The 24,174-nt window shown below is 43.2% G+C and carries 9 protein-coding genes; 8 read left to right on the forward strand and 1 reads right to left on the reverse strand.

Annotated elements, in window-relative coordinates:
* The first annotated feature begins 21 nt into the window (after positions 1-21).
* The 8 genes from AC1RRX_RS06275 to lpdA all read left to right on the forward strand — a co-directional run bounded on the left by AC1RRX_RS06275 (position 22) and on the right by lpdA (position 23,585).
* Positions 22-5,733 carry a type I polyketide synthase gene (locus tag AC1RRX_RS06275; RefSeq protein ID WP_144463971.1) on the forward strand — a complete coding sequence of 1,904 codons (5,712 nt, stop codon included), beginning with the start codon at positions 22-24 and terminating at the stop codon, positions 5,731-5,733.
* Positions 5,733-13,124, forward strand: a complete 7,392-nt coding sequence (locus AC1RRX_RS06280) for an SDR family NAD(P)-dependent oxidoreductase (RefSeq protein WP_144463970.1) — start codon at positions 5,733-5,735, stop codon at positions 13,122-13,124. The genes AC1RRX_RS06275 and AC1RRX_RS06280 overlap by 1 nt, the downstream gene beginning before the upstream one ends.
* 50 nt (positions 13,125-13,174) lie before the next feature.
* Positions 13,175-17,026, forward strand: coding sequence for an alpha/beta fold hydrolase (locus AC1RRX_RS06285; RefSeq protein WP_144463969.1), 3,852 nt, complete (start codon positions 13,175-13,177; stop codon positions 17,024-17,026).
* Between the two features lie 32 nt (positions 17,027-17,058).
* A complete protein-coding gene (locus tag AC1RRX_RS06290; protein WP_020955769.1) occupies positions 17,059-18,150 on the forward strand; it encodes a serine hydrolase domain-containing protein in 1,092 nt (363 codons plus the stop codon).
* A gap of 469 nt (positions 18,151-18,619) precedes the next feature.
* Positions 18,620-19,735, forward strand: coding sequence for a pyruvate dehydrogenase (acetyl-transferring) E1 component subunit alpha (pdhA, locus tag AC1RRX_RS06295; RefSeq protein ID WP_003154530.1), 1,116 nt, complete (start codon positions 18,620-18,622; stop codon positions 19,733-19,735).
* 3 nt (positions 19,736-19,738) lie between these two features.
* The gene (pdhB, locus tag AC1RRX_RS06300; protein WP_003154528.1) at positions 19,739-20,716 is read left to right on the forward strand and encodes a pyruvate dehydrogenase complex E1 component subunit beta; all 978 of its coding nucleotides are present in this window, start codon (positions 19,739-19,741) and stop codon (positions 20,714-20,716) included.
* 123 nt (positions 20,717-20,839) lie between these two features.
* Positions 20,840-22,168: a pyruvate dehydrogenase complex dihydrolipoyllysine-residue acetyltransferase gene (gene pdhC, locus AC1RRX_RS06305; protein ID WP_012117474.1), complete on the forward strand. Its 1,329-nt coding sequence runs from the start codon at positions 20,840-20,842 to the stop codon at positions 22,166-22,168.
* A gap of 4 nt (positions 22,169-22,172) precedes the next feature.
* Positions 22,173-23,585, forward strand: a complete 1,413-nt coding sequence (gene lpdA / locus AC1RRX_RS06310; RefSeq protein ID WP_007409663.1) for a dihydrolipoyl dehydrogenase — start codon at positions 22,173-22,175, stop codon at positions 23,583-23,585.
* 47 nt (positions 23,586-23,632) lie between these two features.
* Here the strand turns inward: lpdA and AC1RRX_RS06315 are convergent, their stop codons facing one another.
* Positions 23,633-24,007: a hypothetical protein gene (locus tag AC1RRX_RS06315; RefSeq protein ID WP_007409664.1), complete on the reverse strand. Its 375-nt coding sequence runs from the start codon at positions 24,005-24,007 to the stop codon at positions 23,633-23,635.
* Positions 24,008-24,174 lie beyond the last annotated feature (167 nt).

Consider the following 24,174-nt stretch of genomic DNA (forward strand, 5'->3'; position numbering starts at 1 on the left):
AAAAGAAAAGGAATGAGACAGGTGGCCAGTAATCAAAACTATCAGTTCACATTAACAATTAAACATACGGACTATATTGTCAGGGATCACCGGGTGCATGGCACCCGGATTATACCCGGTGTCACATTTTTAGATATGATATACCGTATGGCGCTGAGCAAAGGTTTGCCTATTGAAGAACTCGAGTGTCAGAATATTTTGTATTTGGAACCTGTAGCAACATCGGATACCTTTGACAGAGAAATCCGCATCCGTTTTCAGGGATTGGAACAGGGATGGGAAATTCAGGCGAAGAGCAGAAAGGTAAAAGATGACCGCATTCTGGATGAAAGCTGGGATGAGAATATGACCTGCAGGCTCATGCAGAAATTCCCGGAAAGCATGAGTTCAATCAATATTGATGAAATTAAACATGCCTCCGCCCGTGAAGATGATATGGAGATATGTTATGACTATTTAAAAAAGGTTGATATAGAGCATTTTGAATTTATGAAGAGTCTGGGGAAGGTTTATGCGTCTGACCATTCTGTACTTGCAGAGTTGACGCTCAGCCAAATTGCCAATCAATATACCGGCTATTTTCAATTGCATCCCACTTTTCTTGATGCGTCTACCATCATATCGATCCTTTATCAGGCATGTCCCGAATATTTTACACAAGGATCTCCGGCAAGCCGGATGAAAACGTATATTCCCATTCATATTGAATCTTTCCGTATGACGAAGCGCCTGGAAGACAGGTGTTATGTGTACATAGAGAAGCAAGACCAAAATCATGATTCAGGGGATGTCATCCAAGTAAGTTACGGTTTGTACGATGCATACGGGGAGATGATCGCTTATTTTACGCGGCTGTCTGTGAAACATATTCGCTCAAAAGATTTAATTGAAAACCTGAAGCAGACTCGTTTGGAAACTGAAGCGGCTTCTCAGCCAAAAGACAGCCTGATCAGAAAAGATTCAATCATAAATCGAAGCGAAAGCATTGAGACACACCTTAAAGAATTAATATCCGGGGTTTCAAATATAGATCTGCGTGACATAAGGACAGACATTGGTTTTTATGAACAGGGCCTGGATTCAGCTTCTTTGCTTGCCATTGTCAAAGAACTTGAAAACAAAACAGGGGAACAGCTGTATCCTACACTCCTGTTTGAGCAGAAAACGATCCGGGAACTCGCCGCGTATATTAAAGAAAATCAAAGAATGTCCAGTTATTTCTTAACGCAAAATCAACCGGCTGAAAAGCCTGACATGAAAGAAAGTATGAACGAAAATCTTTCCGCTCTTATAACAGAAGGAGACATTCAGCAGCTGATCGCAGATATCAAAGGGACTGCCCCTGAAACACTCTCTGTTGTAAAAGGTTTTTATGAACAAGGCCTCGATTCCGTAACACTTATGCAAGCCGTAAAGGCATTGGAAGAGAAAACAGGCAGGGAACTGTACCCTACTTTATTGTTTGAGTATCCGACGATTCAAAAACTTGCAAACTATTTTGCAGAGAGCGGCGAAAAAACTTCCGTTGAAAAAGACCTCCCTCTTCATTATGGAGAGAATCATACGGCTCTGACCTATTTAACGCCGCATTGGAGACAAAAGGCTGCTTCTTGGGACCCGAATTGCGGAAATAAAAAGAAAAGAACATGCCTGCTGTTTCAATATGACAGAGAGCTTTTTCATTTTATGCGGGAAAATGCTGAAAATGGATTCGAAAATACACAGATCATTCTCGTTTTATCAGGGAATCGTTTCTCCTATCACGGAGACGGTGTTTATGAGATAGATCACAGGGAGGAAGCCCACTTTGACAGGCTTGCAGCTGATCTGAAAAAAAGGGGGCAAATGCCCGACACCGTGGTTTACGGGTGGCCGGAAGGGTCATTTGCCGGCCCGGAAAAAATAAGTGAACAGCTTTCTAAGGGGGCTTACCCGCTATTCTTTTTCAGCCGGGCATTGATGCGCAGCAAGACGGAAAAAAAGGTTGTATCGCTTTTCCTTTATCCGGCGGACCATAAAAATGATCAGCCGCTTTACGCTTCAGTCCATGGCGCAGGGCAGTCTATTGTGCTTGAGAACCCGAAACTGGCCCTTAAGACAATCGGGATATCAGTTTCAGACAAGTCATCGTTGACGGAACTTACAGCTGAAATCATCAGAGTCGAATCTACGGAAGCTCATCCGGGAGAAACCGATCTTTATTATGAAGGAAATGTGCGCTGGGTCCGTGCCTTACGGGAAGCGGAACCGGCTCCAAACTCAGATTTCTCCTTTAAAGAAAACGGAGTATACATGATTACAGGAGGGGCCGGCGGCTTAGGCCTTATATTTGCTGAACATATCGCAGCCCAAACGAAAGCCAATATTATTTTAGCGGGCCGTTCTGAACTTACGGAAGACAAAAAGAACAAAATCAGCCGAATGAAAGCAGGCGGTTCTTCGGTTCAATATATAAGAGGTGATTTTTCAGATAGCCGTGATGCAGAGCGAATCATAAAAACCATTAAAAGGCAATTCGGAGAAATCAACGGTGTGATACACAGTGCCGGTGTGACGCACGACGCTTTATTGATTCAAAAATCAAAAGATGAAATTCAGGAAGTAATCGCTCCGAAAATAAATGGGACGGTCTTATTGGACAGCTTGCTGCAAACCGAACCTTTGGACTTCTTTGTGATGTTTTCATCAAGCACCTCGATGTACGGGAATATCGGACAGACGGATTACGCATTGGCCAACCGGTTCATCGATCTTTTCGCTGAGTGGCGTGAAGGAATGAGGCGGAAAAAAGAACGCTCCGGCGTCTCAGTAGCCATCGGCTGGCCGCTATGGGAAGACGGCGGCATGAAAGTGGATAAACAAACTGAAAAATGGATGAAACAAAAAATCGGTATGGTTCCTCTTAGTAAAACCAATGGGATCAAAGCTTTTCAAGATTCACTCTCTCTGAACGCATCACAGCTGATCGTGTTTGAAGGTGACAAAGAAAAATTGGAATCTGCACTTCAAGATACCTTCATAGAGGATGAAAACTGCGAGATCCAAATAAATGAGAAAGCTGATACAAGGCATGAGGACATTGCCATTATCGGATTAAGCGGAAAGTATCCGATGGCTGAAGACTTACCTGAATTTTGGGAGAATTTAAAGAGCGGAAAAGATTGTATTACAGAAATCCCGCCTGACCGCTGGAATATGGATGATTTCTTCAGCGAAGACAGAGATATGAAAGGGAAGTCTTACAGCAAGTGGGGAGGTTTTATCAGCGGAGCCGATCAATTTGATCCGCTTTTCTTTCATATTTCCCCAAGGGAAGCAGAACTTATGGATCCCCAGGAAAGGCTCTTTTTAGAAACGGCCAAACATTGTTTTGAAGACTCAGGGTACCCGAGAAACATGCTGGAAAAGATGAAAGTCGGTGTATTTGTCGGTGCAATGTGGGGCCAATATCAACTATTTGAAGGAGAAGAAAATGGAGTGGCTTTCTCGCCGGCGTCCGTCTATTCTTCAATTGCCAATCGGGTGTCTTATTATTTTCATTTAAAAGGTCCGAGTTTGGCTCTGGATACAATGTGCTCTTCATCACTGACCTCTATTCATTACGCATGCCAAAGCATACATTGCGGAGAGAGCGATATGGCATTAGCCGGCGGAGTGAATTTGTCAATACATCCGAATAAATATAAGTTCCTCAGTATGGGACAGTTTCTATCAAGTGACGGCAGATGCCGGAGTTTTGGAAAAGACGGAAGCGGTTATGTTCCCGGTGAGGGAGTCGGAGCCGTATTGTTAAAACCATTGAAAAAAGCAATAGAAGATCAAGATCAAATATACGGTGTGATTAAGGGAAGCGCCGTTAACCATGGAGGAAAGACGAGCGGATATTCCATACCGAATCCGGATGCGCAGGCGGAGGTCATTTCAGAAGCGCTTCGTAAAGCTGACATTGATCCGAATACCGTCAATTATATTGAAGCACATGGAACAGGGACGTCATTAGGCGATCCGATTGAAATTCAAGGACTGAAAGATTCCTATCAATTGAACCATCCTTGCGCCATCGGTTCGGTGAAATCAAATATCGGACATTTAGAATCTGCGGCAGGAATCGCTGCGGTAACGAAAGTGCTTCTCCAAATGAAGAATAAGCAGCTTGTTCCTTCTCTGCATTCCGATATTGTTAATCCGTTTATAGATTTTGATCAGGTTCCTTTTCAAGTGCAGCGGAAAGCGGCTGAATGGAATATTCCGCAAAACAGCAATGCTGTTCATCCTTTGAGAGCCGGGGTAAGCGCTTTTGGGGCAGGAGGAACAAACGCGCATCTTATATTGGAAGCGTATGAGCCGCCAAAAGCTTTTGATCATCAAAGCGGCCGAGTGATCTTTGTTTTATCGGCTCAAGACAAACAACGGCTGATAAAATATGCAAAGGTTATGGCTGATTTTCTATCAGAAAATGAATCGAAGGATAACAATCATAAACTGCGTCTTCAGGATATTGCCTATACACTTCAGACGGGACGCGATCATATGGAAGAACGGCTGGCGATAGTGGCAGATTCCGGGCGGGTCATTGCTGAAGAGCTTTCAGCTTATATCAGGGGTGAAAAAAGCAACTTCAGTCATACCGGTAATACATTCGAATCAGAAGTTCACAATGAAATGCCTCACGTTTGTTCAGATTACGCCGAAGCAGCATCCAAATGGGTAAATGGAAGAAAGATAGATTGGGAGACTTTTGAGGTGAATCGGAATGCTCGCAGGATTTCTATTCCGGGACAACCGCTGATCAAACAGCGGTATTGGATAGCGGAAAAAGGGGAAGCACTTGTTTCAGCGGATGTGAGTAAGCCGACTCACCCTTTCTTGGGGAGTAACACGTCCGATTTTAATCAGTTCAGTTTCACGAAAAAAATCAGCCGTAATCATCCGTTCGCACTAAGTCTGTCTGAAGGAAACGTGTCCTTTTTCCCTTATGCATCTTTGGCTGAAATGGCTATCGTCAATGCAGCGGCGGCATTTGGACAACCAGTTCATACATTGACTGATTTATTGTGGACCGAAAGCATGAACGGAATAACTGATATACGGGAACTGATGATTACGCTGACGCCTGAGCGCGACTTTGCGCGGTTTGACATATATGCAAACACAAAAAATGAGAATAAAGTACGTCTTGCCAGGGGAAATGCGCATATTGCTAAGCCTGAAAGCGGTATGTTTCCTGAAGCGCTTTATATTGCTGAAGTCAAATCAAAAATGACTGAACATCCTGCTGAAGCGCCTTTTGTCATTGAATCAGCGAAAAACAGTGACGGAATGCTGTCGCTTCATTCATTGCCGGATGAGCTTTATGCAAAAAGAGAGAATTTTACGATCTCTCCTGAAGCGCTTGAGTCCGCGATTCAAGCCAGTGCGTTTTTTGTCAGCGGAGAAACCTTCCCGGAATTGATCGGAATGGGAGCGGCGGATGTCTATCACCCTCTCGCTCAAAATTTTTATGTCTATACTCAAAAAGAGAACCGGCAGAACAGCCGTGATGTAACGTGTCATATGACGTTTACAGATAAAAACGGAAGCATTCTGGCAGAGTGCAGAGATGTGAGATTCAGATATGGTCATGAAAAAGACACTGTTCAGACGGACGACGAACTCATTCGTCTCCTGCGTCAATTGGAAACCAATGATATTGATCAGAAGGCTGTATTGAAACAATTAATGGGGGAAGAATGATGAACGGAAAACGTGAACAACTCAGCGATATTCTTGATCTGATTCAAACAGGACAAATGTCGGCTGACGAAGGCTATGCCCGTGTGACATCCATTCAGAATCAAAAATCACGGGCATCGAACCATCCGCTTTTATATTACAAGCCGGAATGGACAGAATCGTTCATTCCGAGTAAGAAGAGCGTACCCTTGACGGGATTGCTCCTGATTTTTGCAGAAAATGAACGGCAAATACAAGAATTGAGCGGTTTGTTTAAGGACTGTACTCTCTTGTTTGTCATCCGCGGAAAAGAATTTGCTGTTTTACATGATGATGCGATTTGTATGAACCACGTGAAAAAAGACGATTATCTAAAGCTGTTCCGATACATTCATGATCATTATCAGCTGCCCGAAAAGATTCTTCACTTGTGGTCTGATTCTCAGGCTGACATGAGTAAGGGAGGTATACAGAAACAATTGGAAAACGGATTGTTTTCTCTTCTGTATATTACACAGGCGCTGATTGAACTAAAATGGAAAAAGATAATAAAGCTGACGCATATTTTTCAAACAGAGAATAAAGAACAACTGCCGCTGCATCATGCTCTCGGCGGATTGGTGAAAACCGTTCACCAGGAACACCCCAATTTTCACTATCAGATTATCAATATCACGCAATCAGAGGGTGAGGGAGCCGCTCTTCCAGCGATAGCGGATATATATCAGAGAGAGTGTGACGAAAAACGGGATATCCATTTTGAAGTGCGCTATGAAAACGGGAGACGTTTTACGAAAAGCTATAATAAAGCCGGCTCATTCGATTTAACCCAGCCGCTGAAACATCATGGGAACTATCTGATTACAGGAGGCCTGGGCGGTCTCGGTTATATTCTGGCAAAACATCTGTCGGAACAATGGAAAGCGAATCTCATATTGACAGGGCGCTCTGATTTAACTGAAGAGCAGGAGAAAAAGATCGAATATTTAAGAAGTTCAGGTTCAACAGTTGAATATATCCGATCTGATGTTTCAAAACAAAGTGATGCTGAACGGATGTTTGCTTTTGCAAAAGAGCAGTTCGGCACCTTACATGGAGTATTTCACAGTGCCGGCGTACTCCGTGACTCTTTTATCTTAAGAAAGACAAAAGAAGAAATTGATCAAGTCACAGGTTCGAAAGTTTATGGCACGCTGTGGCTGGCGGAAGAAATCAAAAAAATGAAAGTTGAATTACTTGTCTTGTTTTCATCCACATCGGCAGTCTTCGGCTCAGCCGGCCAATGTGACTATGCTTTCGCCAATGCCTGTTTGGATCAGTATGCAGCAGTTATGACCGCAAAAGAGTCTGCCGGAAGGGTAGTGTCAGTCAATTGGCCGCTATGGACTTCCGGCGGGATGAATATTGACGATGAAGGAATATCCTACATGAAACAGGAACTCGGTCTTGACCCGTTAGATGACGGTGACGGAATACAGGCTCTGGAGAACAGCTTGTGTCAATCATCTGAACAGCTGATTGCCCTGAAAGGCCGTAAAGAAAAGATTGAGGATGTGCTGAAGCGTGCCGGCACAATCAGCTTACATTCAGACCAGCAGGAAGATGCCGATTTGCAAAACGATGAATTAAGACAAAATATCATCAGTTATCTGAAAAATATAATGTCAGAGGAATTGAAATTACCGGCCTCACTCATAGATGAAAAACAATATCTGGAGAAATACGGCATTGATTCAGTGATGATCATGCGTCTGACCAAAAAGCTGGAGCAAAGTATCGGCAGATTGTCGAAAACATTATTTTTTGAATATCATTCAATATCGCAGTTAGCTGAATATTTCCTGAGTCATCACAGCGAACGAATGATGAAACTGCTGAAACCGGCCGGCACATCTGAACTTGTCTCATATCAAAAAAAGCCAAAAAGAAAACCAGTGGAAACAAAAGCGCCGGTACGCTCTGAAGGAGAAGATTCAAAAGAGCACATGGCGGCCGATTCCCTTTCTGCTGATATAGCCATTATCGGTGTCAGCGGCAGGTATCCGGGTGCGGAAAACATCAGGGAGTTCCAGAATGTGCTGATGAATGGACAGGATTGCGTAAGCGAAATTCCCGATGACCGGAAAGAAATGCTGGAGGGAAGCTGCTATAAGTGGGGAGGTTTTCTGAAAAATCCAGACCGGTTTGATCCTTTATTTTTCCGGATATCACCGAAAGAAGCGGCTTTTCTTGATCCTCAGGAACGTCTCTTTTTAGAGACAGTGTACAATACCATAGAGGATGCGGGTTATAAACCTTCAGATCTGACCCGCAAAAAGGTCGGAGTATTTGCAGGCGTCACATATGGAAGCTATCAATTTTTCGGCGTTGAAGAATCACTTAAAGGAAATGAACTGGCCGTCGGGTCTCCATTTTCTGCAATAGCAAACAGAATATCGTATTTCTTTAACTTTAAGGGGCCGAGTATGGCGGTTGATACAATGTGTTCATCCTCTCTTAACGCCATTCACTTAGCCTGTGAAAGTATACGAAGAGGAGAAAGCACACTTGCTGTTGCCGGCGGGGTCAATCTTACGCTTCATCCGAATAAATATACATTATTAAATCAAAGCCGCTTCTTTGCAAGTGATGGCCGATGCCGGACATTCGGCGAGGGCGGTGACGGTTATGTACCGGGAGAAGGAGTGGGATCCGTACTTTTAAAGCCGGCGGCGGAAGCGGTAAGGGACGGAGATCATATTTATGCGCTGATTAAAGCGACAGCAGTCAATCACGGAGGGAGAACAAACGGTTTTACGGTTCCTAATCCAAATGGTCAGTCTGAACTGATACAGGACGCGCTTCAGAAAGCTTGTATTGACCCTCGTACAATTAGTTATATTGAAGCTCACGGAACGGGAACTTCTCTTGGAGACCCGATTGAGATCACCGGGTTAACAAAAGCGTTTCGGGAATTTACGGAGCACACTCAATATTGTTCCATCGGTTCTGTCAAATCAAATATCGGCCATCTTGAGGCCGCAGCGGGAATTGCCGGTTTGACAAAGGTTCTTTTGCAAATGAAACTGAAAAAACTGTTTCCTTCCATACATGCGGAGACGTTGAATCCAAATATCGATTTTAAAGCATCTCCCTTTTATGTACAGCGGTCATTGCAAGATTGGAAGAAACCAAAACTGCAGGAAAACGGAAAAACAGTAACTGTTCCGAGAAGAGCGGGGATCAGCTCATTCGGAGCGGGAGGAACGAATGTTCATATCATTATAGAAGAATATGAAGAAACAAACGTCTCAACAGAACATGTTGAGAACGAACCGCATATTGTCCTGTTATCTGCCAAAGACAATGAACGTCTTCTTGAGTATGCCGAAAACATGAGAGATTTTATCCAGCGTTCACTAAGTCCTGAAGTAAAGGATAAGCAGCCTGATATGAAAGAAAAGGTGTATGAAGTACTCAAACCGTTTGTTTCGGAATTGCTTCATATCCATCCGGAAGAAATTAATATTGCTGATCACCTGAGTGAATTTGGCGTAGGGCCTTTGGAATTAAGCCGGATGGCGGATTTTATTAACGAAATGTTTCATATTGAACTCACGATGTATGAATTAACTGATTGCCCCTCCATTCAAGCGGTTACTGAATACGTATTGAAGGAATATGCCGGAGCGATAAGAAACCTGTTCCCGAATGAAGTGATGGAAGGCAGCCAATCGGAAAGCGTCGTTTTACGGGATCTGGCATACACTACACAATCGGGCAGAGAAGCGATGGAGGCCAGAGCGGCGATTATCGGTACCTCTCTTAAAGAAATGAAAGATAAATTATTTGAGTTTTGCCGCGGTGACAAGCAAGTTCCAGGCGTATATGTTCATCAGCAATCAGCAGATGCATTTGCTGAAAAAATGAAGGCGTTAACGGAAGGCACAGCAGGTGAATTGTTTGTAAAGACCATTATTGAGAACGGTGAAGCGGAAAAGCTGGCTCAATTATGGGTTTGGGGGGCGGATATCGACTGGAAATCCGTTCATCAACATTTAAAGCAGCCGGGTAAACGGATCTCAATTCCGACTTATCCGTTTGCAAAAGAACGTTATTGGGTTCCGTTCAGGACTGAGAAGACAGAGATCCCTCAGCATTCTTTTCAACATCACTTGCAAAAAAAATGGAGGGAAAATCCGTTTGTTAATCCATCCGAAACAAAAGAGTACGGACTGACAGTAGCATTTGTAAATCAAGACACAGAATCAATTGCCCGCACCATTTGTTCGGATATAGATCAGGAGAATCTGATTGTCATCAAACATCACTCTTCATTTATAAAACACTCTGATCAAATGTTTGAGTGTTCTTTATTAGATGAAAACCACGCATACGACGTTATCCGTGAGATCTTCTCGGGCGGTGAGCGGCAGGTCCAAAATATATTTGATTTCTCAGATATCGGAAACCAGAGTGACAATCAGAACGGCATCCCATATGGTAAATTCTTATTTATACAAGAAATAATTAAGCGGAGTAAAAAGGAAACACCATTATCCATTTTACAAATCACCAATGGCTTGCAGGTATTTAAAGCGGAAAAACCAAAGCTGACGGGTGCAGAATCAGCGGCTTTTCTGAAAGCCCTTTCTGCGGAATACGGCTTTGTTCATGTGAAAACAATAGATATAGACAGCATGAAAGAAACGCATGAGCTGAAACAAATCTTTGAGAATGAAAGGGCGCAATGTACCGGAGAGAATGAAGTATGCTACCGCAGCGGCGTCAGATATGTTCCGTATTTTGAAGAAGAAAGAATCCATACCGGCGCGCCTGTTTCATTTCCTGCGGATAAAGCCATCGTGATTACCGGCGGGACAGGGGGCATTGGCAGAGCAATAGCTGAAGATTTGGTGAAACGGGGAGTGAAAAAACTCGTGCTGACGGGTACGCGTCCATTACCTTTGCGAAGTGAATGGGATCATTTGCTGAAAGAGGGCAGACAGGACGAAAAGACAGTCAGCAATATAAAACTGTTTCAAAGTTTTGAAGAGAAAGGTGTCAACTATCTGTATTACAGCGGTTCTCTCACAAATGAAGAGAAGCTGCGTTCATTCTTTCACCAAGTAAGCCTTGAATTTAAAGATATAAGCGGTGTCATACACTGTGCCGGACTGCACAGCGGCGGAAATCCGGCCTTTATTCATAAAAGAATGAGTGAATTTAAGACGGTGTACGGGCCGAAAGTCACTGGACTTCAGAATTTGGAGCGGATTTTTAATAATAGGCCGCTGGATTTCTTTATTCTATTTTCATCAATTGCAGCACAGTCACCCAAACTGTCGAAAGGAATGACTGATTACGCGTCTGCAAACGCATATATGGACTATTTCGCGGTTTATCATTTTCAAAAGGGGAGAACGTATTTCACGTCCATCAATTGGCCGAGCTGGAAAGAAGTCGGAATGGGTACTGTGACGAGTCCTTTATATGATGAATTGGGATTGGACTCTCTTTCCACACGGGAAGGACTGGCGATTTTGTATCATGCACTGGAGAAAAAATCGGCCAATATCATTCCTATCGTGAAAAAAGGAACAGTGTTTCATGCAGACAGTCTCCTGAACATCAATAAAACCGGCGGAGCTTCGGTTCCAGTCCGAAGACAGGAGACTCCCGACACTTTTGATCATTCAGAAGGGCTTGTCAGTGAACTTTCTGCCGTATTTGCCGAGGAATTGAGCATTCCCCTTGAAAAGCTTAACCCAAATACGGATTTTCAGGAATACGGTGTGGATTCTATACTTCTTGTCAGCATTATACATCGAATAGAAGCAATGATTCAGAAAAAAATTGACCCTACTGTGCTTCTTGAACACAACACGGTTCATGGTCTTGCGGAATATATCGGTAAGACGGCGCCGCCGTTGAAGAAACAAATCGAACAGACTGATTCTCAAAGCAGCAATCAGCAAGATATGCAAGATATGCAGTCTGTGACGAGCCGAAATACAGAACCGCAGACGGCTTCCTCTGCAAAGATAGCTGTTATCGGAATCGGATGTAAGTTCCCTGGAGCGGCTGATAAAGAGGAATTTTGGGACAATCTGAGAAAAGGGAAGAATCATATTAAAGAAGTACCTGATTCCCGGTGGAATATAGAAGAAAATTACTCTCCGGTCAAACAAAAGGGAAAAAGCATCAGCAAATGGGGAGGATTTATCAATGGAATCGGCAGCTTCGATCCGGAGTATTTCCGCATGGAAGAGGAGAAAGCCATCCAAACGGACCCGCTGATAAGACATTTCTTAGAAACGAGTGTACAGACTGTACGGGATGCCGGTTATGAAGAAACGGAATTATCGGGAAAAAAAGTCGGCGTATTTGTCGGTTCCAGAATGGGCGGTTACGGTCACAAACTGCCGAAAGAAAGCAGCAGCCACATCGTCGGGCTTAGTCAAAACTTTATTGCTTCACATGTGTCGCATTTCTTTAATTTTCACGGTCCAAGCATGGTTTCTGATACCGCTTGTTCTTCTTCATTAGTCAGCATTCATTTAGCCTGCCAAAGCATAAAAAACGGTGATTCAGAGATGGCGCTGGCAGGAGGAGCGGATCTGCTTTTGGATGAAATTCCTTACCTGATGTTAACAGAAGGAGGAGCTCTTTCGCCGGACGGTCAGTGTTTTACTTTTGATGAAAGGGCAAACGGTTTTGTACCCGGAGAGGGTTTTGGCGCTGTTCTGTTAAAACCGCTGGAGAAAGCGAAAGCTGACGGTGATCGGATATACGGTATCATTGAAGCATCAGCTATTAATAACGACGGTGCGACAATGGGAATTACGACCCCCAATCCTAAGCTTCAAGAGCAGGTTATTCAAGATGCATTTGAAAAAGCCGATATCACTCCCGGATCAGTCAGCTACGTCGAAACTCACGGCACAGGCACGATGATTGGAGATCCGATTGAGCTTCAGGCTCTGACAAAAGTATTCCGAAGAGACACAAACAAAACGCAATTTTGCGGAGTAGGAAGTGTGAAAACCAATATCGGACACTTATTAAGCGCTGCCGGAGCGGCAAGTTTCATTAAAGTGATTTTATCAATATGGCATAAGGAAATCCCGCCTACATTGAATTGTGAAACGCCAAATCCGCGCTTTGAATTTGAAAAGTCGCCTTTTTATCCGAATACAGAGCTGAGAAGCTGGAAGGATGGAAAACGGAGGGCGGGCATCAGCGCTTTCGGTTTTGGCGGAACAAACGCCCACCTTTTGGTAAGCGGCCTGGATGATTCATATCATTCCGTCAGAACTCCGCTGCCGCCTGCTGAGTTTGTCAGAAAAGAGTACTGGCCGGATTCAAATCGGAAAAAACAAATCAAACAGAATAAAAAACGGCTTCTTGAAATTATTGATGAAACAGAGTAGCACCTGCTCTGTTTCTTTACTTTGTAAAAGAAGAAAGGTTGTCGAGTTGCATGAGGTTCAGCGTATTAGTCAAACATGACGATTATATTGTTTCAGACCATGTCCTTCATCAAGTGCGTACGATACCCGGCGTAACGTATCTGGATTTAATAACACGATTTTTAGCTGAGAAAGGGATATCACCCCGAAGTTTTGAAATCAAACATGTTTTATTCCGTGAACCTGTTGCGACGTCAGTCCATTTTGATAAAAAAGTCACCTTCCAGTTTACGAAACAAGAAAACGGCTGGCTTGTTGAAACAACAAGCAGGAAATGGGTCGCTGAAAAGGCGGAAGGTGAAGCGTCAGTCAACTTGCAGGCGGAAATCATAAGAAAAAATGCGATAAAAGAAAAGACAATTTCAATCGAAGAATTAAAGAAAGGGGCCGTCCGGACTTCGGATGCTGAATCCGCCTATCGTAATTTGCGCAGGGGCGGCCTGATTCATAAAGATTTTATGAAATTGGAAGGTACAGTATATGAAGGTGAAAATTATATTCTGGGAGAGGTCAGTTTAAGCGGACTTTCAAAAGAATATACAGATGACTTTTACATGCATCCCGCATTTTTGGATGGGTCTCTCAGCTTGTTGGGAATCCTTACATCAGACTTGCCGGATGAAGGAACAAATGCGTTTATCCCTATATATATTGAGACATTCCGGGCACTGCATAAAACAACTGGGTCTTGTTTTGTGTATATTAATAAAACCAGTATAACGCAGCCGCCTTCTAAAGACATTTTATATGCGGACATAGAAGTATACAGGCCTGATGGAGAGCTTGCTTTTTATTATGAGCGATTCGGTGTGAAAAGAGTCAGAAATGAAAAATCAATACAAAGGCTGGAGCATTCCCAAAAAGCTAAAGAGGTCGGCAGCGTAGCGAACAATAAAGAAATGATCAGAAATAATTTGATCCAAGAGATAGCCGGCATGATTGAAAAACCTGCTGAAACAGTGAAGAATGATATTTCCTTTTATGAGATGGGCTTGGATTCTAAACAATTATTAGACTTATCCAAAAAATTAGAACTGATGTTAGGTTCAAAGCTGTACCCGACTTTATTATTTGATTACTCCACAATCGGTGAATTGACGGAATTTCTGCAGGAGAAATACGGAGCTAACATTACAGACTCTATCTCTGATACAGTTCAGCACCAAGACAGTCATAAAACATTAACAGATGAGCTGTCATCCATTATTGGAGAGGTTACAAACACACCGCCAAATAAAGCGGACAAACACCAATCTTTTTACGAACTGGGTCTTGACTCAAAACAGCTGCTGCATATATCGAAAATGCTCGAGGAAAGATTGGATACACAATTGTATCCGACATTGCTTTTTGATTATAACAATATTCATGATTTAGCGGCTTATTTAGAAGAAAAATATGCTGTGCGTAATACGCCGGCCGCAGCTTTTAAAGAAAAAACGCAAACGAAAGAGCCGTCTGAAAAGCCGATGCTTGAATCTTTATATTTACAAAAAGAATGGATAGAATCGCCATTAAAGTCCGGAGAAATACCTAAGGAAAATACATTGATTTTCGATTTCGACAGTTCAGTGAGTGATGAAATCCGAAAGTACATCGGCAGTGAAAATGTTATTTATGCGGAAGCCGCCGCTGAATATGAAATGGTAAATGAAAAGCATTATAAATTTAATCCGGAGCAGTCTGCTCATTACTCCAGACTGTTGGAAGATATGAAAAAGTCCGGAGCGTTTCCGGCGTCAATCATTCATTACTTGTCAAAAAAAGCTTATACTGAAGCAGCGTTAGATTTGACTCACGGCTTTTATTCAATTCTTTATTTGAGTAAAGCTTTGATCCGTCAAAAAGTAAAAGAAAACATCAACATTTTGTACGTACATGACAAGGGTCAATATACAAATCCGGTTTACGCCGCGATTGGAGGCTTTTTTAAAACGCTGAATGCGGAGCAGCCAAATATAAAGTGTAAAACGGTTGAGATTTCTTCAAGACAAACCATTGAAAAAGCACCTTTGCTTCTCAATGAATTAAGTGCCGGACATCATGAGACTGTGAAATATGACGGCGATCAAAAAAGGCGGGTGACAGCATACAAAGATGCTTCGCTGCAACCAGGGCAAAAGACCGCAAAGTTTGTAAAAAACGGAGTGTATCTCATCATCGGAGGGTTAAGCGGCATCGGCTGGATTATTTCAGCGTTTCTTTATGCAAATCACGGTGCCAGCGTTATCATTGCCGGACGATCGAAAATGACAGCAGACATGGAAGAAAAATTAGACAGCATCCGATATGACGGGGCAAGCATTTCTTATATCCAGGCTGACATGTCAGATAAACAGCAGGTCATCAAGTTAGCGGAAAAAATTCATGCTGATTATACCGAAATCAATGGGGTCATTTACAGTGCAGGCGTGTTAAAAGACTCTCTCATTATGAATAAAACAGACGCGGAAGCTCAAGCGGTGCTGCAATCAAAGGTCAATGGTGTGATTCATTTGGATGAAGCGCTCAGAGATATGCCTTTAGATTTTTTTGTTTTGTTTTCTTCCATCTCCTCAGAAATCGGAAGTCTGGGTCAAGCCGATTACGCCTACGCCAATCGTTTTCTGGAGCATTTTGCCGAGTGGAGGGAATGTATGAGAAAGGCGGGGGGAAGATCAGGAAAAACCATCGCTGTAAATTGGCCTTTCTGGAAAGACGGAGGCATGTCAGTTGATCCCGGCATTCAAGATATTATGAAAATGGAGTACGGACTTCACCCATTAGAAAATACTGCCGGAATCAAAGCTTTTGAACACTCGCTTCTCGGCCAAGGCCACCAGCTGATCGTGTTATACGGAGAAAAAGAAAAAATACAAAACGATTTCAAGCCGTTATCCGCCCGTTCAGCACCGCCTCTGGTAAGAGATTCAGCGATTGCAGCCGATTTTGATGCTTCGTCAGTCGTTACGGGAGAAGCTGAAAGTCCTTTCCGGATACTCGGCACAGCTTCCAATCGTCATCTCGACGATTATTTGCATTATTGGAGCAGACTGAAGAAAGGAGCCCTTCAGCACGATCAAAGCGATGCCGCAAAAAAACTTATCGCTTTTTACCAGACAGAAGAAACGGAAACCGTTCATTTTCTGGCAAACACAGAAAATGCCCGGCATATGGAAATATTGATGAGCGGTAAGGGTGAAACAATTTTACTGATTTGCGGTTTTGCTACCACTGCTTACATGTGGAAAGAACAAATGAAGGAGTGGGCAGATCAATTTAATGTAATTGTCATACACACACCGGGTTACGGGCTGAGTGAGGGGAGCGCCGATTTTACACTGAGCGGGCTGGCTCAGACTTTTATCGAAGTGCTGAACGAGATAGGGATTGCTTGGCCGATCCACATTGCGGCAGCTTCTTGGGGAGGCATGATAGGGCAGAGGATTGCCTATGAATACCCTGAAAAAGTAAAAACGCTCATTCTTTCCGGAAGTTACACCGAATACGAAGAAGACCCTGAAAGCAGTGTCGAGGAAAAACTGAAAAATGATTTTATAGCTATAGGAAAATCACATGAATATGAAAGTTTATACAGTAATCAATTCCTAAATGCTTCTATTGAACGTTTTATGAAGATACATCAACAAGAAGGCTATTCTACGATCGGCTTTTTAAAAGACATTCATACAAGAACGCTTATCCTTACGGGTGAGAAGGAAAGCGTAGTTGATCAGAAAGAAACAAAAAGGCTGCAGAAACTGCTGAGCAATGCAGAATTAAAGAAAATTAAGGGAGCGGGGCATCTTCCGAACATTACACATCCTGAAGAATTCAATAAAACGGTGTCAGAATTCATCAAGAAATCAGTAAGTAAGGGATGAAAAAGATACATACAGTACAGGGGGAGAAAACAATGAAACAAACAATAAGCAATCCGGCATTTGATATGAAACAAATTAACGCTCTTAACGGCCATTATCAGACGATGATAGACAATGGAGATCTGCAATGTGCGAGTTATATGATGTCAAGAGGAGGTGAGGTTTTTGCAGCTGAGTCGTTAGGGGAATTTACCGGCGGACAAAAAGAAAAGCAAACATTTCAGCTTGATACAATCAGAGAAATCGGTTCTTTGACAAAAGTGTTTACCGCTGTAGCCGTCATGCAGCTCGTCGAAAAAGGTTTGCTCGATCTGAAAATGCCGGTCAAGCTCATTTTGCCAGCGTTTGATAAACCGGGTTTCGGAGAAATTAAAATTTTGCACCTTTTGACTCATACGGCGGGATTAAGTTTTGAGCTGGATATTCAAAAGGCTGAAGGCATTGACTTAACGAATGAGGAAGAATGGATAAACTATCTGGTCAGTACGCCTTTGGAGTACGGAGTGGATGAAGCATGGAACTATTCCAGAACCGGCTTTGTTATACTTGGCATCATTATTTCAAAAGTAACAGGCGTATCCTACGAACAGTATGTAACAAAGCATATTATTGAAGCGCTCGGATTAGAAAGAACGTATTTTTATGTGCCTGATGCTTTAAAAGAAGAAGTTTGTGTGATCAATGAGCACGAGTGCGTACAGCTGGAAAAAAGTCATCACCCGTATTTTCCGAATAAAGCGACAAGCGGTCTGTACTCTTCATTGCGAGATATTTGGAAGTTAGCTGAAATGTTTAGAAATAAAGGCAGATTGAAAGATAAGAAGCTGCTTGGAAGAAAAACAGTCGAGGCGATGCTGAGAAATCAAATAAAGCCCGGTCTTCCTTTTTACTTCTTCGGAGCGCCCAGAGAGGAAGGCGGCTTTGGTTTAGGCATTAATTTGTGGCCGGCCGGTGACCATTATTTCATGACAGAAGGAACCTTCTCACATCTTGGAATGGGGTGGTGCGGCATGTTTTCTGATCCAGCCGAAGATTTTACGTATGTATTTTTCACTCCGATTTCCGAGTTTCATCCTCATGCCGTGCTGACGCCGCTGAATATCGTGTGGGCGGGTATTGAATAATTGACAAAAGCGTCGTCCCGTCTGTTCGGCAGGCGGGACGATTGCTAACTGCCCGTTTTTATCCCGCGGCATCTTTTCAAAGCCTGACCCGAAGTTAAATAACTTAATTTACTCTTTGTAATTTTTTTTAATTATAGTACAGTAGAGCATTTTTATAATACAGTTTAAAGTCTTTTATAGTACAGTTTGGTGCAATATGATCTTATGTTTTATAAGCGGTTTCAAAATGAAGTTATAAATAATTGACGGCTTTGTTTAATTACTGTAAACTATGGTTGTTGATCATATTGTACTAATAAAAAATCTTTTTTTATTAGTACAGTTTAAACGTCATTATCTTTGCTTAAGCGCTATGTGAATTTCTGAATGATTAATTTTAGAATTGCAGAGCATGATAAGACTGTTTTTAATACGGATGGCTAAACGGTATCCTAACCCTGTTAAATCAAAAGAAGAGGTGGTTTAAAAAATGGCTGCAAAGACAAAAACTTCAATTGTTGATAGCAAAAAACAATTTGATGCTATTAATAAGCAGTTTGAAACGTTCCAAATTTTAAATGCTGAAGGAGAAGTCGTAAATAAAGACGCAATGCCTGATCTTTCAGATGATCAGTTAAAGGAATTAATGAGAAGAATGGTGTATATCCGCATTTTAGACCAGCGTTCAATTTCTCTTTCCCGTCAAGGACGTTTAGGTTTCTATGCACCGACAGCGGGCCAGGAAGCTTCTCAAATTGCATCACACTTCGCGCTTGAACAGGACGACTTTATCCTTCCGGGTTATCGTGACGTTCCTCAGCTGATTTGGCACGGTCTACCTTTACACCAGGCATTCCTGTTCTCAAGAGGCCATTTTAAAGGTAATCAGATGCCTGAGGGAGTAAATGCTTTATCACCTCAAATTATTATTGGTGCTCAAATTATCCAAACCGCAGGTGTAGCTTTAGGTCTTAAAAAGCGCGGTAAAAAAGCGGTAGCTATTACTTACACTGGTGACGGCGGAGCTTCTCAAGGTGACTTCTATGAAGGAATGAACTTTGCCGGAGCATTTAAAGCGCCAGCGATCTTCGTTGTTCAGAATAACCGCTATGCGATTTCAACTCCTGTAGAAAAGCAATCATCCGCACAGACAATTGCCCAAAAAGCAGTTGCCGTCGGTATTACAGGTGTTCAAGTAGACGGAATGGATGCACTTGCCGTTTACGCTGCAACCGCAGAAGCACGCCAGCGCGCAATTAACGGTGAAGGTCCGACTCTGATTGAAACTCTTACATTCCGTTACGGACCTCATACAATGTCCGGTGACGATCCGACTAAATATCGTACGAAAGAAATAGAAAATGAATGGGAGCAAAAAGACCCGCTCGTACGTTTCCGCAAGTTCTTGGAAAACAAAGGACTATGGTCTGAAGAAGAAGAGAACAAAGTGATTGAACAGGCCAAAGAAGAAATCAAACAAGCTATCAAAAAGGCTGACGGCGAATCAAAACCGAAAGTAACAGAGCTGATTGAGAATATGTTTGAAGAGCCGACGTTCAACTTGAAAGAACAACTTGAAATTTACAAAGCGAAGGAGTCGAAGTAAGCCATGGCGCAAATGACAATGATTCAAGCGATCACTGATGCGTTACGCACAGAACTGAAAAACAATGAAAACGTTCTGCTTTTCGGGGAAGATGTAGGCGTTGCCGGAGGCGTATTCCGTGCAACTGAAGGCCTTCAAAAAGAATTCGGTGAGGACCGCGTATTTGACACGCCGCTTGCTGAATCCGGTATCGGCGGTCTCGCTCTCGGTTTAGGCCTGCAAGATTACCGTCCTGTTATGGAAATCCAATTCTTCGGATTCGTATATGAAGTAATGGATTCAATCTCAGGACAAATGGCTCGTCTCCGCTACCGTTCCGGCGGACGCTGGACTTCTCCGGTGACAATCCGCTCTCCATTCGGCGGAGGGGTTCATACACCTGAACTTCACGCTGACAGTTTGGAAGGCCTTATCGCTCAGCAGCCGGGTATTAAAGTTGTTATCCCATCCACTCCTTACGATGCAAAAGGACTGTTGATTGCCTCTATCAGAGACAATGATCCGGTTGTTTTCTTAGAGCATATGAAACTTTACCGTTCTTTCCGTCAGGAAGTTCCTGAGGAGGAATACACAATTGAGCTTGGCAAAGCTGATGTGAAACGCGAAGGTACTGACCTTTCTATCATCACATACGGCGCGATGGTTCATGAGTCGCTTAAGGCTGCTGAAGAGCTTGAAAAAGAAGGCGTTTCTGCTGAAGTTATCGACCTTCGCACTGTAAGTCCGCTTGATATTGATACGATTATTGCTTCTGTTGAAAAAACAGGCCGCGCAATTGTCGTGCAAGAAGCTCAAAAACAAGCCGGCATCGCTGCCAACGTTGTAGCTGAAATCAATGACCGCGCGATTCTGAGCCTGGAAGCTCCGGTTCTGCGTGTTGCGGCGCCTGATACAGTATTTCCTTTCTCGCTTGCTGAGAGCGTATGGCTTCCAAACCATAAAGACGTTCTTGAAACTGCGAAAAAAGTTCTTGAATTTTAATCAGGCATCATAAAAGACGGTAAAGAGAGTCCTTTTCTCTTATATGAAGGAGTCTGTTTACTAGGTTCAATGCTTGCGAATGCATAACTAAAATTTGCTTAATCAACTAGGAGGTCGAAAACTGTGGCATTTGAATTTAAACTTCCGGATATCGGGGAAGGTATCCACGAAGGCGAAATCGTAAAATGGTTTGTTAAGCCGAACGACGAGGTAGAAGAAGACGATGTTCTGGCTGAAGTGCAAAATGATAAAGCAGTGGTAGAAATTCCTTCACCTGTTAAAGGAAAAGTATTAGAATTAAAAGTTGAAGAGGGAACAGTTGCAACTGTTGGACAAACGATTATTACGTTTGACGCACCTGGTTACGAAGATCTTCAATTTAAAGGAAGCCATGATTCAGGAGATGCGAAAACTGAAGCTCAAGTTCAGTCGTCTGCTGAAGCAGGGCAGGATATCTCTAAAGAAGAGACTCCTAAAGAGCCTGCAAAAGAAACCGGCGCAGGACAGCAGGACCAAGTGGAAGCTGATCCGAACAAACGCGTGATCGCGATGCCTTCCGTACGCAAATATGCCCGTGAAAAAGGCGTGGATATCCGTAAAGTAACAGGTTCAGGCAATAACGGACGTGTTGTAAAAGAAGATATCGACAGCTTTGCAAATGGAGGAGCGGCTCAAGAAGCGGCACCGCAAGAAACAGCTGCACCTCAGGAAACAGCTAAACCTGCAGCGGCTCAGGCTCCTGAAGGCGAATTCCCTGAAACACGCGAAAAAATGAGCGGTATCCGTAAAGCGATCGCGAAAGCAATGGTGAACTCTAAGCATACTGCACCGCACGTAACTCTTATGGATGAAGTTGACGTAACAAATCTTGTTGCTCACCGCAAACAGTTCAAACAAGTTGCTGCTGATCAAGGCATCAAGCTGACTTATCTGCCTTACGTCGTCAAAGCATTAACATCCGCTTTGAAAAAATTCCCTGTTTTAAACACATCTATTGATGATAAAACAGATGAAGTGATCCAAAAACATTACTTCAACATCGGAATTGCAGCGGATACCGAAAAAGGCCTGCTTGTGCCGGTAGTGAAAAATGCCGACCGTAAAGCCGTTTTCGAAATCTCTGATGAAATCAACAGCCTTGCTACAAAAGCGCGTGAAGGCAAGCTTGCACCTGCGGAAATGAAAGGCGCTTCTTGCACGATCACAAATATCGGTTCTGCCGGAGGCCAATGGTTCACACCGGTTATCAACCATCCAGAGGTTGCGATTCTCGGTATCGGCCGTATTGCTGAAAAAGCAATCGTCCGTGACGGTGAAATTGTAGCTGCTCCTGTCTTAGCTCTTTCTCTCAGCTTTGACCACCGTATGATTGACGGAGCAACTGCACAAAATGCGTTAAACCACATCAAGCGTTTACTGAACGATCCACAACTTATTTTAATGGAGGCGTAATGTTATGGTAGTAGGAGATTTCCCTATTGAAACAGATACTCTTGTGATTGGTGCGGGACCCGGCGGCTATGTAGCTGCCATCCGCGCTGCTCAGCTTGGACAAAAAGTAACAGTCGTTGAAAAAGCAACTCTTGGAGGCGTTTGTCTGAACGTCGGCTGTATTCCTTCAAAAGCGCTCATCAATGCAGGCCATCGTTACGAGAATGCAAAACATTCAGATGACATGGGGATCACTGCTGAGAACGTAACGGTTGACTTTACAAAAGTCCAAGAATGGAAAGCTTCTGTTGTAAATAAGCTTACCGGCGGTGTTGCAGGTCTTTTAAAAGGAAATAAAGTGGATGTTATAAAAGGGGAAGCTTATTTCGTAGACAGCAACTCTGTCCGTGTAATGGATGAGAACTCTGCGCAAACATACACATTTAAAAACGCAATCATTGCTACCGGTTCTCGCCCTATCGAATTGCCAAACTTCAAATATAGCGAACGCGTTCTGAACTCTACAGGCGCACTTGCGCTTAAAGAAATTCCGAAAAAGCTCGTTGTTATCGGCGGCGGATATATCGGTACTGAGCTTGGAACAGCGTATGCGAACTTCGGAACTGAATTGGTTATTTTAGAAGGCGGAGATGAAATTCTTCCTGGCTTCGAAAAACAAATGAGTTCTCTCGTTACCCGCAGACTGAAGAAAAAAGGCAACGTTGAAATCCATACAAGCGCCATGGCTAAAGGCGTTGAGGAAAGACCTGACGGCGTAACAGTTACATTCGAAGTAAAAGGCGAAGAAAAAACGGTTGATGCTGATTACGTATTAATCACTGTCGGACGCCGTCCGAACACTGATGAGCTCGGCCTTGAGCAAGTCGGTATCGAAATGACTGACCGCGGTGTCATTAAAACAGACAAGCAGTGCCGCACAAACGTACCGAACATTTACGCAATCGGTGACATCATTGACGGACCTCCGTTGGCTCACAAAGCGTCTTACGAAGGTAAAATCGCTGCGGAAGCTATTTCAGGAGAGCCGGCTGAAATCGATTACCTCGGTATTCCGGCGGTTGTATTCTCTGAGCCTGAACTGGCTTCTGTCGGTTACACTGAAGCACAGGCGAAAGAAGAAGGCATTGAAGTCGTTGCAGCTAAGTTCCCGTTTGCAGCAAACGGACGTGCGCTGTCTCTTAACGAAACTGACGGCTTCATGAAGCTGATCACTCGTAAAGAAGACGGTCTTGTAATCGGTGCGCAAATTGCCGGCGCAAGCGCTTCTGACATGATTTCTGAATTGAGCCTGGCGATCGAAGGCGGAATGACTGCTGAAGATATCGCAATGACAATTCACGCTCACCCGACATTGGGCGAAATCACTATGGAAGCTGCCGAAGTAGCAATCGGAAGCCCGATCCATATCGTGAAATAATAATGTAACAAAGAAACAGCCCCCGTTTGTAAAAGCGGGGGCTGTTTTTATTGTGCAAGCACATGCTGCATAGGTTTGATGATATCCTCTTTTTTCTTTACGGATCCCTCAATCTTCATGACCACATGCCGATGATTGATCACCATCAGCGCAGGGAACGTGTTGATTTCCTCTTCCCATCCCTTTCTGTTGTCATAAACCTTCATTTGATCGACATGATGGGGATATTTCTTTTCTAAATCAAGAATCGCATCGTAATAAGGCACTTCTTTATCTATATGATTTTCATCGGAAAAAAACAAGATTTGAGTGTGATGAATGCTGTCGATCCGGTTTTTTGTGAATGGACTGACAGTAGAAACCGAACAGCTTGACAGAACGAACAGCATCAAAAAAAAGGGAATCACCGTACGGTAGCGCATCTATCTTACTCCTCTGTTTTATATAATATATGGGTTCATCCATTTATAAGGACTATATCAAGTGTATCACGAGAGGTGAAAAACCTAAGGCTTGTTACTGAATTGTTATATAATTGAAACCGTTTTTAATGAAGAAATAATACGTGTGACAACTTGCGCAGCCGATG

The organism is Bacillus sp. GW821-FHT11D08 (assembly GCF_058808515.1).

Excerpts from the sequence above, each read along its gene's own strand:
- lpdA (WP_007409663.1), top strand. The coding sequence starts at position 22,173 with ATGGTAGTAGGAGATTTCCCTATTGAAACAGATACTCTTGTGATTGGT.
- AC1RRX_RS06290 (WP_020955769.1), top strand. The coding sequence starts at position 17,059 with ATGAAACAAACAATAAGCAATCCGGCATTTGATATGAAACAAATTAAC.
- pdhA (WP_003154530.1), top strand. The coding sequence starts at position 18,620 with ATGGCTGCAAAGACAAAAACTTCAATTGTTGATAGCAAAAAACAATTT.
- AC1RRX_RS06280 (WP_144463970.1), top strand. The coding sequence starts at position 5,733 with ATGAACGGAAAACGTGAACAACTCAGCGATATTCTTGATCTGATTCAA.
- AC1RRX_RS06315 (WP_007409664.1), bottom strand. The coding sequence starts at position 24,007 with ATGCGCTACCGTACGGTGATTCCCTTTTTTTTGATGCTGTTCGTTCTG.
- pdhB (WP_003154528.1), top strand. The coding sequence starts at position 19,739 with ATGGCGCAAATGACAATGATTCAAGCGATCACTGATGCGTTACGCACA.
- AC1RRX_RS06285 (WP_144463969.1), top strand. The coding sequence starts at position 13,175 with ATGAGGTTCAGCGTATTAGTCAAACATGACGATTATATTGTTTCAGAC.